15 protein-coding genes and 2 pseudogenes (1 of these 17 cut by a window edge) are annotated in these 13,870 nt (G+C 64.2%); 7 read left to right on the forward strand and 10 right to left on the reverse strand.

Annotated features, from left to right (window positions below):
- Nucleotides 1-48: 48 nt before the first annotated feature.
- The 3 genes from C450_RS04220 to C450_RS04230 all read right to left on the reverse strand — a co-directional run bounded on the left by C450_RS04220 (nt 49) and on the right by C450_RS04230 (nt 3,034).
- Nucleotides 49-1,041 carry an MBL fold metallo-hydrolase gene (locus tag C450_RS04220; protein ID WP_005040413.1) on the reverse strand — a complete coding sequence of 331 codons (993 nt, stop codon included), beginning with the start codon at nt 1,039-1,041 and terminating at the stop codon, nt 49-51.
- A gap of 166 nt (nt 1,042-1,207) precedes the next feature.
- Nucleotides 1,208-2,230, reverse strand: a complete 1,023-nt coding sequence (locus C450_RS04225) for an NAD(P)/FAD-dependent oxidoreductase (RefSeq protein WP_005040415.1) — start codon at nt 2,228-2,230, stop codon at nt 1,208-1,210.
- 72 nt (nt 2,231-2,302) lie between these two features.
- On the reverse strand, nt 2,303-3,034 hold the full coding sequence (locus C450_RS04230; protein WP_152424393.1) for a halocyanin domain-containing protein: 732 nt from the start codon (nt 3,032-3,034) through the stop codon (nt 2,303-2,305).
- A 207-nt stretch (nt 3,035-3,241) separates the two neighbouring features.
- Between C450_RS04230 and C450_RS04235 the strand changes: the two genes are divergently transcribed.
- A complete protein-coding gene (locus C450_RS04235; protein WP_049909825.1) occupies nt 3,242-4,774 on the forward strand; it encodes a cryptochrome/photolyase family protein in 1,533 nt (510 codons plus the stop codon).
- Between the two features lie 64 nt (nt 4,775-4,838).
- Entirely contained in the window at nt 4,839-5,786 is a 948-nt protein-coding gene (locus tag C450_RS04240) for a diacylglycerol/lipid kinase family protein (protein WP_005040422.1), read from the forward strand.
- Between the two features lie 57 nt (nt 5,787-5,843).
- On the opposite strand, the gene C450_RS04245 is transcribed toward C450_RS04240, so the two are convergent.
- Entirely contained in the window at nt 5,844-6,188 is a 345-nt protein-coding gene (locus C450_RS04245; RefSeq protein ID WP_005040424.1) for a four-helix bundle copper-binding protein, read from the reverse strand.
- A gap of 160 nt (nt 6,189-6,348) precedes the next feature.
- Here C450_RS04245 and C450_RS04250 point away from each other — a divergent pair, with 160 nt between their 5' ends.
- Entirely contained in the window at nt 6,349-7,569 is a 1,221-nt protein-coding gene (locus tag C450_RS04250; protein WP_005040426.1) for a permease, read from the forward strand.
- A 17-nt stretch (nt 7,570-7,586) separates the two neighbouring features.
- Here C450_RS04250 and C450_RS04255 read toward each other — a convergent pair whose 3' ends face one another.
- Entirely contained in the window at nt 7,587-8,183 is a 597-nt protein-coding gene (locus C450_RS04255) for a winged helix-turn-helix transcriptional regulator (protein ID WP_005040428.1), read from the reverse strand.
- 138 nt (nt 8,184-8,321) lie between these two features.
- Entirely contained in the window at nt 8,322-8,453 is a 132-nt protein-coding gene (locus tag C450_RS23160) for a hypothetical protein (RefSeq protein WP_005040430.1), read from the reverse strand.
- 53 nt (nt 8,454-8,506) lie between these two features.
- Between C450_RS23160 and C450_RS04260 the strand changes: the two genes are divergently transcribed.
- Nucleotides 8,507-9,817: an IS200/IS605 family transposase gene (locus C450_RS04260; protein ID WP_049909826.1), complete on the forward strand. Its 1,311-nt coding sequence runs from the start codon at nt 8,507-8,509 to the stop codon at nt 9,815-9,817.
- On the opposite strand, the gene C450_RS04265 is transcribed toward C450_RS04260, so the two are convergent.
- The 4 genes from C450_RS04265 to C450_RS22305 all read right to left on the reverse strand — a co-directional run bounded on the left by C450_RS04265 (nt 9,774) and on the right by C450_RS22305 (nt 12,002).
- Nucleotides 9,774-10,049, reverse strand: coding sequence for a DUF5789 family protein (locus C450_RS04265; protein ID WP_005040434.1), 276 nt, complete (start codon nt 10,047-10,049; stop codon nt 9,774-9,776). The genes C450_RS04260 and C450_RS04265 overlap by 44 nt on opposite strands.
- A 147-nt stretch (nt 10,050-10,196) precedes the next feature.
- Nucleotides 10,197-11,087 (reverse strand): DMT family transporter, encoded by an 891-nt coding sequence (locus C450_RS04270; protein WP_005040437.1) that lies wholly within the window; start codon nt 11,085-11,087, stop codon nt 10,197-10,199.
- Nucleotides 11,088-11,184: 97 nt separating this feature from the next.
- Nucleotides 11,185-11,757, reverse strand: coding sequence for a peroxidase-related enzyme (locus C450_RS04275; protein WP_005040438.1), 573 nt, complete (start codon nt 11,755-11,757; stop codon nt 11,185-11,187).
- Nucleotides 11,758-11,852: 95 nt separating this feature from the next.
- Nucleotides 11,853-12,002, reverse strand: a complete 150-nt coding sequence (locus C450_RS22305; RefSeq protein ID WP_169317806.1) for a hypothetical protein — start codon at nt 12,000-12,002, stop codon at nt 11,853-11,855.
- A gap of 328 nt (nt 12,003-12,330) precedes the next feature.
- On the opposite strand from C450_RS22305, the gene tnpA reads away from it, so the two are divergent.
- From tnpA to C450_RS23415, 3 genes and pseudogenes are all read left to right on the forward strand, one after another.
- Nucleotides 12,331-12,753 (forward strand): IS200/IS605 family transposase, encoded by a 423-nt coding sequence (gene tnpA, locus C450_RS04280; RefSeq protein WP_005040441.1) that lies wholly within the window; start codon nt 12,331-12,333, stop codon nt 12,751-12,753.
- Between the two features lie 94 nt (nt 12,754-12,847).
- Nucleotides 12,848-13,300 (forward strand): annotated as a pseudogene (locus tag C450_RS22630) (transposase); the annotation flags it as partial.
- 39 nt (nt 13,301-13,339) lie between these two features.
- Nucleotides 13,340-13,870: pseudogene (locus tag C450_RS23415) on the forward strand (transposase) (its annotated part continues 270 nt past the right edge of the window); the annotation flags it as partial.

The raw sequence follows: 13,870 nt of genomic DNA on the forward strand, positions 1-13,870 counted from the left end.
AACTCTGAAAACAGTACTAATCCCTGAAACTCGTTTCAAGCCGGCGGCTCACGCGGTGGCGATCGACGGGAACAGCGCGTCGAGATTCGGATCGGATTCCACGAGGCGGTACTTTCGATCCGTCCGCTCGACGACGCCGTCCGCCGCGAGGTGATCGAGGTGGGCGTACGCCTCGCCCGGTCCGTGGAGGATGTGGATACTCGAGAGATCGCCGAACAGGTGTGCGCTCACCGTCCACGCATCGGCTGGCCCCGTTTCGGCCAACACGTCGACGACTCGTCCCGTGCGCTCGCGGTGGTGGGCGGCGATCTCGCGTGCGCGGCCCGCGGGATCGTCGATCGGATCGCGGTGGCCCGGATATGCACGATCGAACTCGCCGTCGACGATCCGTTCGAGCGTCGTGAGATACCGGGCGAGCGGCCCCTCGACACGCACGTCCGCGCCGCCGACGTTCGGCGTGTAGTGTGGCAGAAGGGCGTCGCCGCTGAACAGCTCTCGGCCCTGCTCGCTGTCGAGGGCGAATCCCGAGAGGCCGGCGGCGTGCCCCGGGAGATGGATCGCTTCGAGCGTGCCCGCAGCCGTCTCGAATCGTGCGCCGTCGGTGAACGGCTCGACGGTCGGCGCGGGACCGGTCAGCTCCCCGTGGCTGTCGAGGAACGCGAGGAGTTCCTCGCGAGGATCGTCGGGTATCCCCCACTCGTCGAGCAGGTCGCGCTGGCGCTCGTTCATCACCGACCACGCCCCGTCGTCCTGCTCGACCAGCGGCGCGTCGTCGGCGTGGACGCGGACGGTCGCGCCGCCGGCGTCCTGGATCGTGCCCGCGAGGCCGACGTGGTCCTCGTGCCAGTGGGTGAGAACCACCTCGTCGACATCAGCAAAGGCGAGATCGTGTTCGGTGAGCCCTTCGGCCAACTGCTCGCGGACGTCCGGCGTGGCGACGCCCGTATCGATCAGCGTCGTCTTCGCGTCTGGCTCCGTCCCGATCACGTAGCTGTTGTTCAGCCCCTCGAACACCGCGTTACCGAGTCGAATCCGTTTCATCGCGACCGTCCCACGATCCGTTCGTCGCGCGCTCGTCGGCTCGGGTTCCGATCGTCATCGCACTCGGCCTGCATATTTCCTTTACTGCTCCCGTCCACATACCACCCGCGGTGTCGATCCACCGCACCGACTCGATCCACCGCGCCCGTCCGATCCGCCGCGCTGATCAGTCGTCGCCGGCGGCGTGGGAGGCCGAACTCGATCGCAGATCGGCCGATACCGCCGGTACGTCCTCGCTGTCGACCCCACCGGCGGCCTCGAGCTCTTCGATGCTCATCGGGAACCGCCGGAGGTCGTAGTGAATGGCGATCCCGGCTTTCGCGCCCTGGCCCATCGCCACCGGGATCTGGTTGTGGCCCGGCGTGAGGTCGCCGACCGCGAACACTCCTTCGACGGATGTCCGCCCGTGGTCGTCGACCGCGACCGTCCCGTCATCGGTGAGCTCACAACCAAGCCCCGCCGCGAGGTCGTTGTTGTACTGCGAGCCGTACATCGCGAACCCACCCTTGTACTCCCGCCGGGTTCCGTTCTCGAATTCGAACCCGCCGAGCCATTCTGGACTCTGCTCGTCCGAAAATTTGCTCTCGATCTCGCTGTCGACGATCTCGACTGGGTGCGCGCGGAGCTGGCGGTCGGTGTCGTCGGACCACTCGGGGTCGTGCCCCCGCAGCAGGAGATCGACCTCGTCGGTGAAGTTGAGCATGATCATCGCGACGTGGGCGGCCGACTCGCCGTGGCCCATCACGTACACCGACTCGTCGACGAACATGTACGCATCACAGTGGAGGCAGTAGTGGAGACCGCGGCCAGTACGAGGCAGCGGCGGGTCGGGGTGCTCATCGGAAAAGCCGGTGGCGAGCACCACGCGGTCGACCGCGAGCTCGTCCTCGCCCGTCTCGACCCGGAAATCCCGCGGCCCGTCGACACTCTCGACGTTCGTGACGACGCCGCGGCGGTACGTCGCGCCGTAGTCCTGAATCTGATCGATCGCGGCCTGGAGGAGTCCGTTGCCGCTCACGTCCTCGGTGATGCCGATGACGTTGTGGGTGTCACGCATCATCGCGGCGCGCCCGCCGCCGCGGTTGACGACCACCGTATCGTGGCCCAGACGGGTGGTGTAGAGGGCGGTCGTGAGGCCGGCCGGCCCGCCGCCGACCACCACGACATCGAAGTCGTTCTCGTCGTCCATGTGTAAAATAATAGGGTCGCGAGCCCCATAACGGGCCGGATCGCGGTCGGTGCTGCGACGCTCGATGGAGTTCTACTCGCTTGCGACCACGACCGCGCCCTTCATCCCGAGCGATCGGTGTGGGTTACAGTAGTAGGGATACACGCCCGGCGAGTCGAGCGTTTCCTCGTAGGTCACGTCCTCGCCCATCTCCGGCTGGCCGCTGTTGAGCGGGCCGTCCTCGGAGACGACGTTGTGTGTTCCCCCTTCGCCGGTCCACGTCCACGTGATCGTGGTGCCGGGCGAGACGCGGACGGCTGCTGGGCCGAACGCGAACCCGTTCTCGCCGGCACCGACAGCGATTTCGATCGCATCGGAGCCGGTCTCGTCGGCGATCGAGCCGTCGTACCCCTTCGCCTCGGCGAGATACTCGTCGACGGCTCCCGTCCCGACGGTCGTCCCCGCCGTGCCGTTCGTCGCGGACGTGTCGTTCATCCCCGCCGTTCCGTTCGTCGCCGTGGTGGCGTTTGCTCCGGTGGTACCGTTCGCTTCTCCGGTCCCGTTCGCTCCCGCGGTCCCGTTCGCGCTCGAAGCGTTGCCCGACGACCCGTTGTCGGTCGATTCGGACGTGGCTTCCCCATCGGCTGCTGTGGTTTCGTTCGTCGCGTCCCCGCCGGTGGCTGCCTCGCTGTCCGTTCCCGAGCCATCGGAGCCGTTCGACCCGCTGTCGCCGCCGGAACAGCCAGCGAGTGCTCCCGCGGCCAGCACGCCGGCCGCGCCACGGAGGACGGTTCGTCTGTCGAGGGCGTCGGTATCGGGAGTCATCAGTCGTTTCGTGTTCGTTCGTTCGGCCCAAAAGACCGCCGATTCCGTCGTCGGCCCCGAAACCGGCCGGGTTCGATACACCGAACCGAGTGCAGACGTCGGGGCGAAAAGCCGAAGCCGTCGCCGCGGCCGGGCCGCTTTAGCGGTTGGTGCGCCTCGTGTGGGTGTGAATCACTCACTGCGTCGGCAGTCGTGGTCGGGATCGAAATGACGACTTGGGTTCTCGGCGATCAGCTTACTCGCGACGTCGGCCCGCTCTCCCGCGCTGACGCCGACGAGCGGGTGCTCATGATCGAAGCCCACGCCTTCGCCCGGAAACTGCCGTACCATCCTCACAAACTCGTGCTGGTGTTCAGCGCGATGCGACAGTTCCGCGACGAACTCCGGGCCGACGGCCACGATGTCGAATACCACCAGGTGGAAACGTTCGGCGACGGACTCGACGATCACTTCGACGCCCACCCCGACGACAGCCTGGTCACGATGACACCCGCGGGACACGGCGCGGCCGACCGGCTCGAAACCCTCGTCACGGAGCGCGGCGGCGAGATCGAGTTCGTCGCCGACGAGCGATTCCTGTGTTCGATCGAACGGTTCGACGAGTGGGCGGGTGACGACGAACGCTTCCAACACGAGGGGTTCTACCGGATGCTGCGGCGCGAGACGGGCTATCTGATCGAGGACGGCGAGCCAGTCGGCGGCGAGTGGAACTACGACGAGGCGAACCGGGAGTTCCCTGGCGACGAGTACGATCCGCCCGATCCACCGCGATTCGAGCCCGACGACCTCACCGAGGAGGTCGCGGCGTGGGTCGACGAGGAGTTCGCTGGCGGCTACGACGAACCGCCCTACGGAGGGGAGTGGGCCGATCCCGGCGCGTTCGTGTGGCCGGTCACGCGCGAGGGGGCGCTCGACGCGCTCACGGATTTCGTCGAGCATCGTCTTCCGGAGTTCGGCCCGTACCAGGACGCGATGCTCGGAGAGGAGTGGGCGCTGAACCACGCGCTGCTGTCGACTTCGATGAATCTCGGTCTGCTCCACCCCCGCGAGGTCGCCGAGCGCGCGCTCGACGCTTATCGGGAGGACGACCTCCCGCTCGCGAGCGTCGAGGGGTTCCTCAGACAAGTGATCGGCTGGCGCGAGTTCATGCGTCACGTCTACCGGCGCGCGATGCCCGATCTCGCGACCGCGAACCTCCTCAATGCCGATCACACCCTTCCCAACTTCTACTGGACCGGCGACACCGAGATGGCCTGCCTCGCGGATGTCGTCGGGAGCGTTCGAGAACGGGGGTACTCCCACCACATCGAACGGCTGATGGTGCTTTCGAACTTCGCGCTGCTGTACGGCGTCCGCCCAGACGAGATCAACCGCTGGTTCCACGCGGCGTACGTCGACGCCTACCACTGGGTCACGACGCCGAACGTGGTCGGGATGGGCGTGTTCGGCAGCGATCGACTCTCGACCAAACCCTACGCCGCCTCCGCGAACTACATCGACGACATGAGCGATTACTGTGGGGACTGCCGATACGCGAAGACGAAGACGGTCGGCGAGAACGCCTGTCCGTTCAACGCGCTCTACTGGGACTTCCTGGGTCGAAACGAGGACCCGCTCCGCGAGAACCACCGGATGGGGCTCGTCTACAGCCACTGGGACGACAAAGACAGCGAGGAACGCGCGGCGATCCGGGATCGCGTCGACGGGATCCGCGAACTGGTCGAAGTCGACGACCTGTAGATCGCTGCGGGTGCAGTCCGTCCACTTATTTTCCCCGGCCACAGACCGGCGGCCGAACAGCACGATGGGATCCTCGACCACCGTTCGAACCGATGGCGGAGCGTCGACCGACGCCCTCGAAAAGCGCGTCGTCGTGAACCCCGAGAGCGGGTCGGGCGACCATCTCGATTCGGTCTACCGCCTCGCCAACGAGCGTGGCTACACCGTGTGCGAGACGGACAGGGCAGGACACGCTGTCGATCTCGCTCACGAGGCCGCGGCCGAGGGCGTCGACGTGCTCGGCGCGTGCGGCGGCGACGGCACCCTGAAGGAGGTGATCGAGGGGCTCGTGGCGGCCGAAGCGCTCGACGACGTTCGCCTCGGTGTGCTCCCCGCGGGCACGGCGAACATCGTGGCGACCGATCTCGGGATCGAGGAGATCGAACACGGGTTCGCGATGCTCGATGAAGGCGCGGTCCGCGCGCTCGATCTCGGTGTCGCCGACGGCGAACCGTTCGTGAAGTCCTGCGTCGCGGGGCTGACCGCCGACGCGAGCGCTGCGACCACCTCCGACGTCAAAGAACGGTTCGGCCCGCTCGCGTTCGTCATCACGGGCGTCCAGCAGGCGGCGACGTTCGACCCGCTCGACGTGGCGATCGAGGCGGTCGCCGACGGCGAGACGTGGTCGTGGTCGGGCGAAGCGCTCTGCGTGCTGGTGGGGAACTCCCGGCGGTTCACCAACCGCATCGGCCAGGCGAACGTTGAGGATGGGCTGTTCGACGTCACCGTGATCGAGGAAATGCCACAGAGCGACCGCGTCACGGAGGCGATCGCCCAGCAGCTCCTCGGCCGAGACACCGAACACGTCGATCGGCTCTTCGCCCGACGACTCCAGATCGTGGGCTGCGACCGCTCGATCGACTTCAGTCTCGACGGCGAGATCAGCACCCACGACGAACTCGACCTCCAGGTCCGGCCAGGCGCGCTCTCGATGGCCGTCGGTCCGGAGTACGACCCCGATCCGACCGACTGAACGCCGTGTGAGGGATCTGTCCGAAAAAGTGTCAGTTTAGTCTCGTGTGTGGCGTCGTTACGATGCCATCCGTCGGCAGGACTCGACGCAGTCACGGAGAACGTCCGCGCAGGCCTGGCAGTGGTCGTGATCGTGACTCTCGCACTCGTCGGCACAGGCCTCACAGACGTCCGCGCAGGTCGCGGCCAGATCCTCGCTGTACGCCGAATCACGCGCCATCAGTCGTGCATGGAGCGACGCGATGTCCGCGACGTCTCGACAGAGTCTGATACACTCCGCCATCTCCTCGCCGTGACTCGCACACTCGTCGGCACACCACTCACAGACCTGTGCGGATTCGAGGCAGTTGTCGAGACACTCGCGCGCGTCGTCGTCGAGGTGGTCGATCTCTTGGAGCGCCATTGCAGGCTTTTCTTCGGGAGGACGGCTTTCGTCCGTTGTGGCTAACGAACCGAAGTCGATGATCTGATGTGAGGGGGTCTGTCGCTGGTCATCCCCCTCGCCCCCGGCGGTTTGGTCTCGAAGGCAGAATCCACGTAACTTCGGAGGCCCTACCGCACACATGGCTATCGTCGACGGTCTCGTCGAGGCGGGACGGTTCGTCGCCGAGATGACGTGGAAGACGTGGTGGGCGCTCGTGCTCGGCTTCACGATCGCGGGTGCGGTCCAGGCGTTCGTGACCGAGGAGCGAATGACCGATCTCCTCGGCGGGCGGGGCCTGCGCGCGCTCGGCCTCGGCTCGTTTTTCGGCTTCCTCTCGTCGAGCTGTTCGTTCGGCGCGGTCGCCACCACGAAATCGATCTTCAAGAAAGGAGCCTCGCCGGAGGCTTCCTTCGGGGCCTTCCAGTTCGCGAGTACGAACCTCGTGATCGAGATCGGGCTCGTGATGTGGATCCTCTTGGGCTGGCAGTTCGTCGCCGCCGACGTGTTCGGCGGCATTCTGATGATCCTGTTGCTCGCGGGGATCACGAAGTACGTCGTCCCCGACGAGTGGTTCGCGGCCGCGCGCGAGAACCTCGGCGACGAGGGAGCCCGCGATCCGGTCTGTGGGATGGAGGTCGATCCCGAGGAAGAGGACACCTACTCGGTCGAGACCGACGACGGAACCGAGTACTTCTGCTCACAGTCGTGCAAGGAGACCTATCGGAATCGCGACACCGACGACACGTGGCGGGACAAGCTCTTGACCAGGGAGGGCTGGAAGAACGCCTTCCGGAACGCGATCGGCGAGTGGGACATGCTCTGGAAGGACATCGCGGCGGGCTTTGTGGTCGCGGCGCTGATCGCGGCGTTCGTCCCGGAGTCGTTCTGGACTGGCCTGTTCTCGCTCGCGCCCGAGGGCACGTTCGCGTGGGTAGCGCTGGGCAGCGTGATCGGTGTCGCCGTCGGCGTGCTGACGTTCGTCTGCTCGGTGGCGAACATTCCCTTCGCGGTGGTGCTCTGGAACGCCGGGATCCCCTTCGGCGGTGTGATGAGTTTCATCTTCGCCGACCTGATCGTCCCCCATATCGTGAACATGTACCGGAAGTACTACGGCGCGCGCCTCGCCGCCGTGCTGTTCGTTTCGATCTTCACGCTCGCGGCGGTCTCGGGGGTCGTGATCCACTACACGTGGGCCACCGTGGGGCTGATCCCGCAGCCAGGCAGCGCCGGTGGGACGGCCCCGAGCGGGTACGCCACGATCTTGAACGTCGTCTTCTCCGCCGTGTTCCTCGCGGAGATCTACGTCACCTTCTTCGAGTCGAGCGGCGGCGACGAGGGGACGATGGCACACGCGGACTGAAGGCTGCTTCGGGAGATTCAGTCCGCCGCACCCTCGCGGAGCGATTCGTAGCGCTCGGTGAACTGCGACTCACACGACGGACAGCAGAAGTGGTACAGCTCGTCGTCGAGTCGCGCCGTCGTCCCCTCCTCGTCGACGGTGTTGTCACATTCGACGCATTCGGGCGCGAACACTGCGTCGCCGATCCGTGGCGTCCACGACGTGCTCGACAGCGGCCGGACGTCGTACTCTCGTACTGTGTCGAGGTCGATCGTCTCGACGAGGAGGTCGCGAACGTCACGGCCGTCGAGCGTGGCGTCGAAGACGATCCGTGCGTCGGCGGTGGTAAAGACGTGCTCGACCGGCGTCGCGGCCTCGATAGCCGCCCGGACGTCGTCGAGCGTCGCGGGCCGAACGCGTAGCTCGACGAGGACGTGGCGTCCGGCGTCGAGCAGCGATCGATCGAGGTCGAGCGTGAACCCGCGGATGACGCCGAGCTCGCGGAGCCGGTCGACCCGATCGGAGACCGCCGGTGGCGAGAGATCGACTCGGTCGGCGATCTCGCGGTAGGGCCGACGGGCGTCGTCGGTGAGAAGGTCGAGGATCTCGCGGTCGGTGTCGTCGAGGCCGCGCATACCGTCCGCAGGCCCGGCGCGGCAAAGGCCCTTCCGGCGTTCGGCACGTCAGCTACCCACGAGTGACAGTAAGCAAGCGGAAGCCTCACCGACTTCCGTCGTGGGTCCGAGCGCCACTGGCGGCTACATGGCTGGGTCTCAACCGTCTTCAAGCTCCTCGGCGGCCCGAAGCAACATCCCGCGCCACGTCAACCCGTGGTCGTTCTTCACACGTGAGAGGCGTTCGTACTCCGATTCGTCCGGCACTTCGATGTTGATATACTTCGACACGTTTTCTATGGGAAACCATAGGTTTATCTTAGTTCCGGTCGTGACTGCATCCCGTGAGACGGACCAACACGTTCGAAGTGGTTCCGATGTCCGAGACGGACGAGGAGTTACTTCGCCGCGTGATGGATGCGACCGCTTCGCTGTGGAACGAACTCACCTACGAACGCCGCCAACAACTCTTCGACGGCGAAACGGTGTGGGAGACCGAAGACTATCGCAAGCGATACATCGGTGTTCTCGGCTCCGCATCGGCACAGCAAGCCATTCGAAAGAACGACCAAGCGTGGAAAGGCTTCTTCGATTCGGACGAACCCGACAAAGGCTTGCCCGGCTACTGGGGCAACGAGGACGAAGGGCGTGAACTCCGCTGGTACGGTCGAAACGATCAATACACGATTCAGTGGGGCGACCGCTCGCGTCTCGAAATCCCAGTCGGCAAAGATCTCAAGGACGAGTATGGTCTGTCCGGGCGGCTCCGCTTGGAAGTGCGCGGCGAACCACGGTGGGACGGCAAGCAGTGCCAGTTAGAGATACAGTACGACGAGCAACGCGGCCAGTTCAGGGCCTATCAGCCGGTCGAGGTAGCGGATCTTCACCCTCGACTCGGAACACCAGTAGCCGACGAATCGGCTGCTCTGGACATCGGCGCGAACAATCTCGTCGCCTGTACGACCACAACTGGCGAGCAGTACCTGTACGCCGCACGCGACCAATTCGAGCGGTTTCGTTCGACCACTCAAGAGATTGCACGCCTGCAATCGAAGCTCCGCGACGGAAGGTACACGTCGAAGCGCATCCGGCGACTGTACCGGCAGCGGACCATGAGACGCGACCATATGCAGGACGCACTTGCGCGAGACCTCATGCAACGGTTGCACGAACAGGGCGTTTCGACGGTGTATGTTGGTGCGCTCACCGACATCCTCGAAACGCACTGGTCGGTAGAGTCGAACGCCAAGACGCACAACTTCTGGGCGTTCGGAGCGTTCATCGACCGACTTGAAACTACCGCCGAGGAGTTCGGCATCGGAGTAGTCGAACGTTCCGAAGCGTGGACTTCCCAAGAGTGTCCGCAGTGTGGTGCGACGGAACGGACTACACGCCACCGCGACACGCTCACTTGCGAATGCGGCTTCGAGGGACACGCAGATTTGGTCGCGTCAAAAACGTTCCTTCAGCGACAGACGACGGTAGCAAGGCCGATGGCACGGCCCGTGCGATACGAGTGGAACGACCACGAATGGTCGGGGATGTCACACCCTCACGAAAGTTCCAAAGTAGCGCGCACAAACCCGCAAGTTGCCCCCGTGGGGGAGGGCGCTAATGCCCGACGAGACCCCACCGGAGGAATCCCACGACTTTAGTCGTGTGGTGGATGTCAAGCGGGAGCAGGTTCATCGTTTCGAGCACCAGGCTGTCGTGGGAGTCGAACGTGTCCTCGTTCGCCTCGTCGATGAGGTCGCCGAAGTTCACCTCGCCGTCCGCTAGGAGAACGGTCGTTTCACCCAGTTGATCGACGACGGCCTCGCGTGACACCGGATACTCTAACTCAGCGGGAACGGGTGCGATCCGTCCGAGTTTCACCGCTTGAGACATGCCATCGATACGGCGGCAGTTGGCTTAACCGTGCTGTGTGTGTCTGTAGGCCACGAACCTGACCCCGAGATCGAGGGTCTCCTCGCTGGTGGGGCCTGGACCGGGTTCGACGACGTTTCACGAGTACACGTTCGTGGGTGGGATCGGTCACGCAGCGATCAGCGCCACGCCGGTGACGGCGATCACGGCAGCACCGAGCCGGGAACGAAGACGCTCCTCGTGGAGCACGACACCACCCAGAAGAACCGCCACTATCGCCTGTGTGTTGATGATCGGCGAGGCGATGCTCGCCGGGGCGACATCGAACGCGAGGGCGGTGAGATGCTCGCCGACGACGGCGAACAGCGCGGTCGCGACGAACTTCGGCGCGTCACGCCGCGTGCCCTCCGGCCAGGATCGTATCGCGACGGGGGCCACGAGGAGGGCCATCCCTCCGAACAGTCCGAGCACCCACACCCGCGGTGGGATCGTGAACTCCTGGAGGATGACCCGTCGAGACACGTCGACGATCCCGAACAACATCGCACTCAGCAGGGCGAACTGCGCCGGTCGGTACGTCACCGTCTTCCGGAGCGGCACGAGCAACCCACCGCCGCGGTAGTTCATGAGGTAGACCGCGAACGTCGCTATCACGACGCCCGCGATCTGGACGGGCGAGAGATGCTCGCCGAGGAGCACGATTTCGAGTGGCAGGACGAAGACGGGAACGATCTTGCTCACCGGGGCGACGTAGGAGACGTCGCCGACCGCGAGTGCACGAAACATCGAGCCAGTCGCGAGCGCGGTGACCCCGATGACACCCAGCATGAACAGCCACGCGGTCGGCTCCAGCGATCCGGGCAGTAGCGGCGCGTTCGATGGAGTAGTCAGGACGGCGACTGGAAGGTACCAGCAGAACGCCGCGACGTTGATTCCCACGAGGATCACCGAGGCGGGGTAGCCAGCGAAGTACGACTTGATGACGAACAGGTAGCCACCCCAGACGAACGCCGCAAGTACGGCGAAGGCAACTCCCGGGCCACCGAAACCACCGATCATACCATATGTTCGATCGGCGGGGGCGTCCGCCTTCCCGTTTGCGAAGCGTGCCGATCGGTGTTGCGAGCGGGAGCGATCCGATCGGCCGCAGCCCGATTCACTCGTCCGTTTCGGGGGCACTCCGTCCGAGCGTGTGGAACTCCTCGTTCGGGCGGATGTCGGCGAACGTCGACATCCGGTTCGAGAGGTTGAAGAAGGCGGTCACGCTGGCGATGTCCCACGCCGCTTTCTCGGAAAAGCCCACCTCACGGAGCCGGTCTACGTCGCTCGAATCGATAGTGCCAGGGGATTCGGTGAGCTTCACCGCGACGTCGAGCATCGTGCGATGGGCCTCATTGAGATCCGCGGCACGGTGGTTGGCGGCGAGCTGATCGGCGAGTAGCGGATCGTCGGCGTAGATCCGTAGGAGCGCGCCGTGAGCGACGATGCAGTAGTAGCAGTCGTTCGCACCGCTGACCGCGACCACGATCATCTCGATCTCCTCGCGTTCGAGGGCCGTGTGCTCGACCAGCGCGTCGTGGTAGGCGAAGAAGGCCCGGAAGTGAGAGGGACGATACCCGAACGCCTGGAAGACGTTGGGGGTGAACCCGGCGTCTTCGGTTTCCTCGGCGATCCGTTCTTGGAGGTCGTCCGGGAGCTCCTCGACAGCGGGTGTCTCGAACTCGCGCATGGGATCGACCATGCCACACGGGCGGCGCGCTGGCGTTTAGCTGTTGTGCTGGTATCGTCCGGTGCCGGTCTGTCCGGCGGGCGTCGATCGGTGGCTTACTGGCCGGCGAACCACCGGTTGAACAGGAACAGTGCAGCGTAGCCGACGAGACCGACGACGAAGACGGTCGCGGGGATGACGAACGGTCCGAACGTTCGAAACAACACCTCCACGATCGTCTCGAACGCCGCCACCAGGCCAGCCATAGCGCGTCTTCGATGGCGGGTGGGTTAACTTCAGCCCTTGAGGAATCTGAGACGAGGAGGAAGCCCGCGCCTACGTTAATCACAGGCGCAGAGCCTCGCCCTTCAGAGCGGGGTACGCNGGGTTAACTTCAGCCCTTGAGGAATCTGAGACGAGGAGGAAGCCCGCGCCTACGTTAATCACAGGCGCAGAGCCTCGCCCTTCAGAGCGGGGTACGCACCGTAAACTGTGTCGTGGAAGGCCATAACCACCGAGAACAACTATTTCGCCTGGAAGGAGTGCCACCGTGTACGAAACGCTTACTACCATTCCGCGCCACAGTCTACATGGATGGTAAAGAGCACCCGTCACGCGACTTACGAACTCTATTACCATATAGTATTCATCCCGAAGTCTCGCAGAATCGAAGATTCTGCGGACATCGCGGAACAGGGTTCCGCTCAGTACCGGGAGTCGCGTCTGACGGGAGAGACGCCACAGCGTCTCGACTCCATCTTCGCCGAGATTTGCAACGAGAAAGGCATCGAACTCATCGAGTCCGAGGTTCGCCCCGACCACGTTCACCTGTTCGTCGGCAGCCCGCCGAAGAACGCGCCGTCACTGTTGGTGAACTGGCTCAAAGGAATCTCGGCGCGCTGGTACAACCAGCGCTTCGAGGACCGAATCAAGTGGACTCGTTCGTACTATGTCGGCAGCTCCGGCAGCGTTCTGAAAGAGACCATCGAGCAGTACATCGAGGAACAGGGGTCCTAGATGCAACGGACCAACACCTTCGATGTGGTTCCACAAACCGACGCCGACGAAGAACTNGACCATCGAGCAGTACATCGAGGAACAGGGGTCCTAGATGCAACGGACCAACACCTTCGATGTGGTTCCACAAACCGACGCCGACGAAGAACTGCTTCGTCGGCTGTTGGATGCTTCGGCGTCTCTATGGAACGAAGTCAATTACGAGCGCCGCCGGAACCGCGAAGATCCCGACGAGGACGTGTTCGACACGTCCGAGTACCGTGGTCGGTACGGCGGCGTTCTCGGTGCTTCGACCGTACAGCAAATCGAACGGAAGAACGCCGAAGCGTGGCGGTCGTACTTCNTTCAGCCTGTCCGCGACTGTTCTCCGCAGGCATCACCACTGGCCGACGAAACGGCCGCTCTGGATATCGGCGCGAACAATCTCGTCGCGTGTACGACCACGACCGGAAAACAGTTTCTGTACGAAGGACGCGACCTGTTCGGACGTTTCGCAGAAACGACCGAACGAATCGCCGAGTACCAATCGCTGCTGGATGAAGACAGGTACAGCAGCAACCGGATTCGTCGGCTGTATCGAAAGNAGTACCGTGGTCGGTACGGCGGCGTTCTCGGTGCTTCGACCGTACAGCAAATCGAACGGAAGAACGCCGAAGCGTGGCGGTCGTACTTCACGCTCAAGAAGAAGGGCGAGCGCGCTCGCCCGCCCGGATTCTGGGGCAACCGCGACGAGGGACGCGAGCTTCGGACGTACATTCGCAACACGTCGTACTCGATTCAGTGGGGCGAACGGTCCCGTCTCGACATCCTCGTGGGTTCGGACCTGAAAGACGAATACGGCCTCGGNCAGAAACGACCGAACGAATCGCCGAGTACCAATCGCTGCTGGATGAAGACAGGTACAGCAGCAACCGGATTCGTCGGCTGTATCGAAAGCGAACGAAGCGTCGGAACCACGCACAGGACGCTCTCGTCCGCGACCTCATCGAACGGTTGCACGAACAGGGTGTCTCAAAAGTGTACGTCGGTGCGCTCACCGACGTACTCGAAACGTCGTGGTCGGTAACGGCGAACCAGAAGACGCACAACTTCTGGGCGTTCCGGCAGTTCGTGAACC

The sequence above is a fragment of the Halococcus salifodinae DSM 8989 genome (assembly GCF_000336935.1).
GTDB classification, from domain to species: domain Archaea; phylum Halobacteriota; class Halobacteria; order Halobacteriales; family Halococcaceae; genus Halococcus; species Halococcus salifodinae.

Coding starts and splice junctions, on each gene's coding strand:
- C450_RS04255 (WP_005040428.1), bottom strand. CDS start 8,183: ATGCGCGGCCTCGACGACACCGACCGCGAGATCCTCGACCTTCTCACC.
- C450_RS04265 (WP_005040434.1), bottom strand. CDS start 10,049: ATGTCTCAAGCGGTGAAACTCGGACGGATCGCACCCGTTCCCGCTGAG.
- C450_RS04240 (WP_005040422.1), top strand. CDS start 4,839: ATGGGATCCTCGACCACCGTTCGAACCGATGGCGGAGCGTCGACCGAC.
- C450_RS04275 (WP_005040438.1), bottom strand. CDS start 11,757: ATGCGCGAGTTCGAGACACCCGCTGTCGAGGAGCTCCCGGACGACCTC.
- C450_RS04225 (WP_005040415.1), bottom strand. CDS start 2,230: ATGGACGACGAGAACGACTTCGATGTCGTGGTGGTCGGCGGCGGGCCG.
- C450_RS04270 (WP_005040437.1), bottom strand. CDS start 11,087: ATGATCGGTGGTTTCGGTGGCCCGGGAGTTGCCTTCGCCGTACTTGCG.
- C450_RS04245 (WP_005040424.1), bottom strand. CDS start 6,188: ATGGCGCTCCAAGAGATCGACCACCTCGACGACGACGCGCGCGAGTGT.
- C450_RS22305 (WP_169317806.1), bottom strand. CDS start 12,002: ATGGCTGGCCTGGTGGCGGCGTTCGAGACGATCGTGGAGGTGTTGTTT.
- tnpA (WP_005040441.1), top strand. CDS start 12,331: ATGGTAAAGAGCACCCGTCACGCGACTTACGAACTCTATTACCATATA.
- C450_RS04230 (WP_152424393.1), bottom strand. CDS start 3,034: ATGACTCCCGATACCGACGCCCTCGACAGACGAACCGTCCTCCGTGGC.
- C450_RS04250 (WP_005040426.1), top strand. CDS start 6,349: ATGGCTATCGTCGACGGTCTCGTCGAGGCGGGACGGTTCGTCGCCGAG.
- C450_RS04235 (WP_049909825.1), top strand. CDS start 3,242: ATGACGACTTGGGTTCTCGGCGATCAGCTTACTCGCGACGTCGGCCCG.
- C450_RS04220 (WP_005040413.1), bottom strand. CDS start 1,041: ATGAAACGGATTCGACTCGGTAACGCGGTGTTCGAGGGGCTGAACAAC.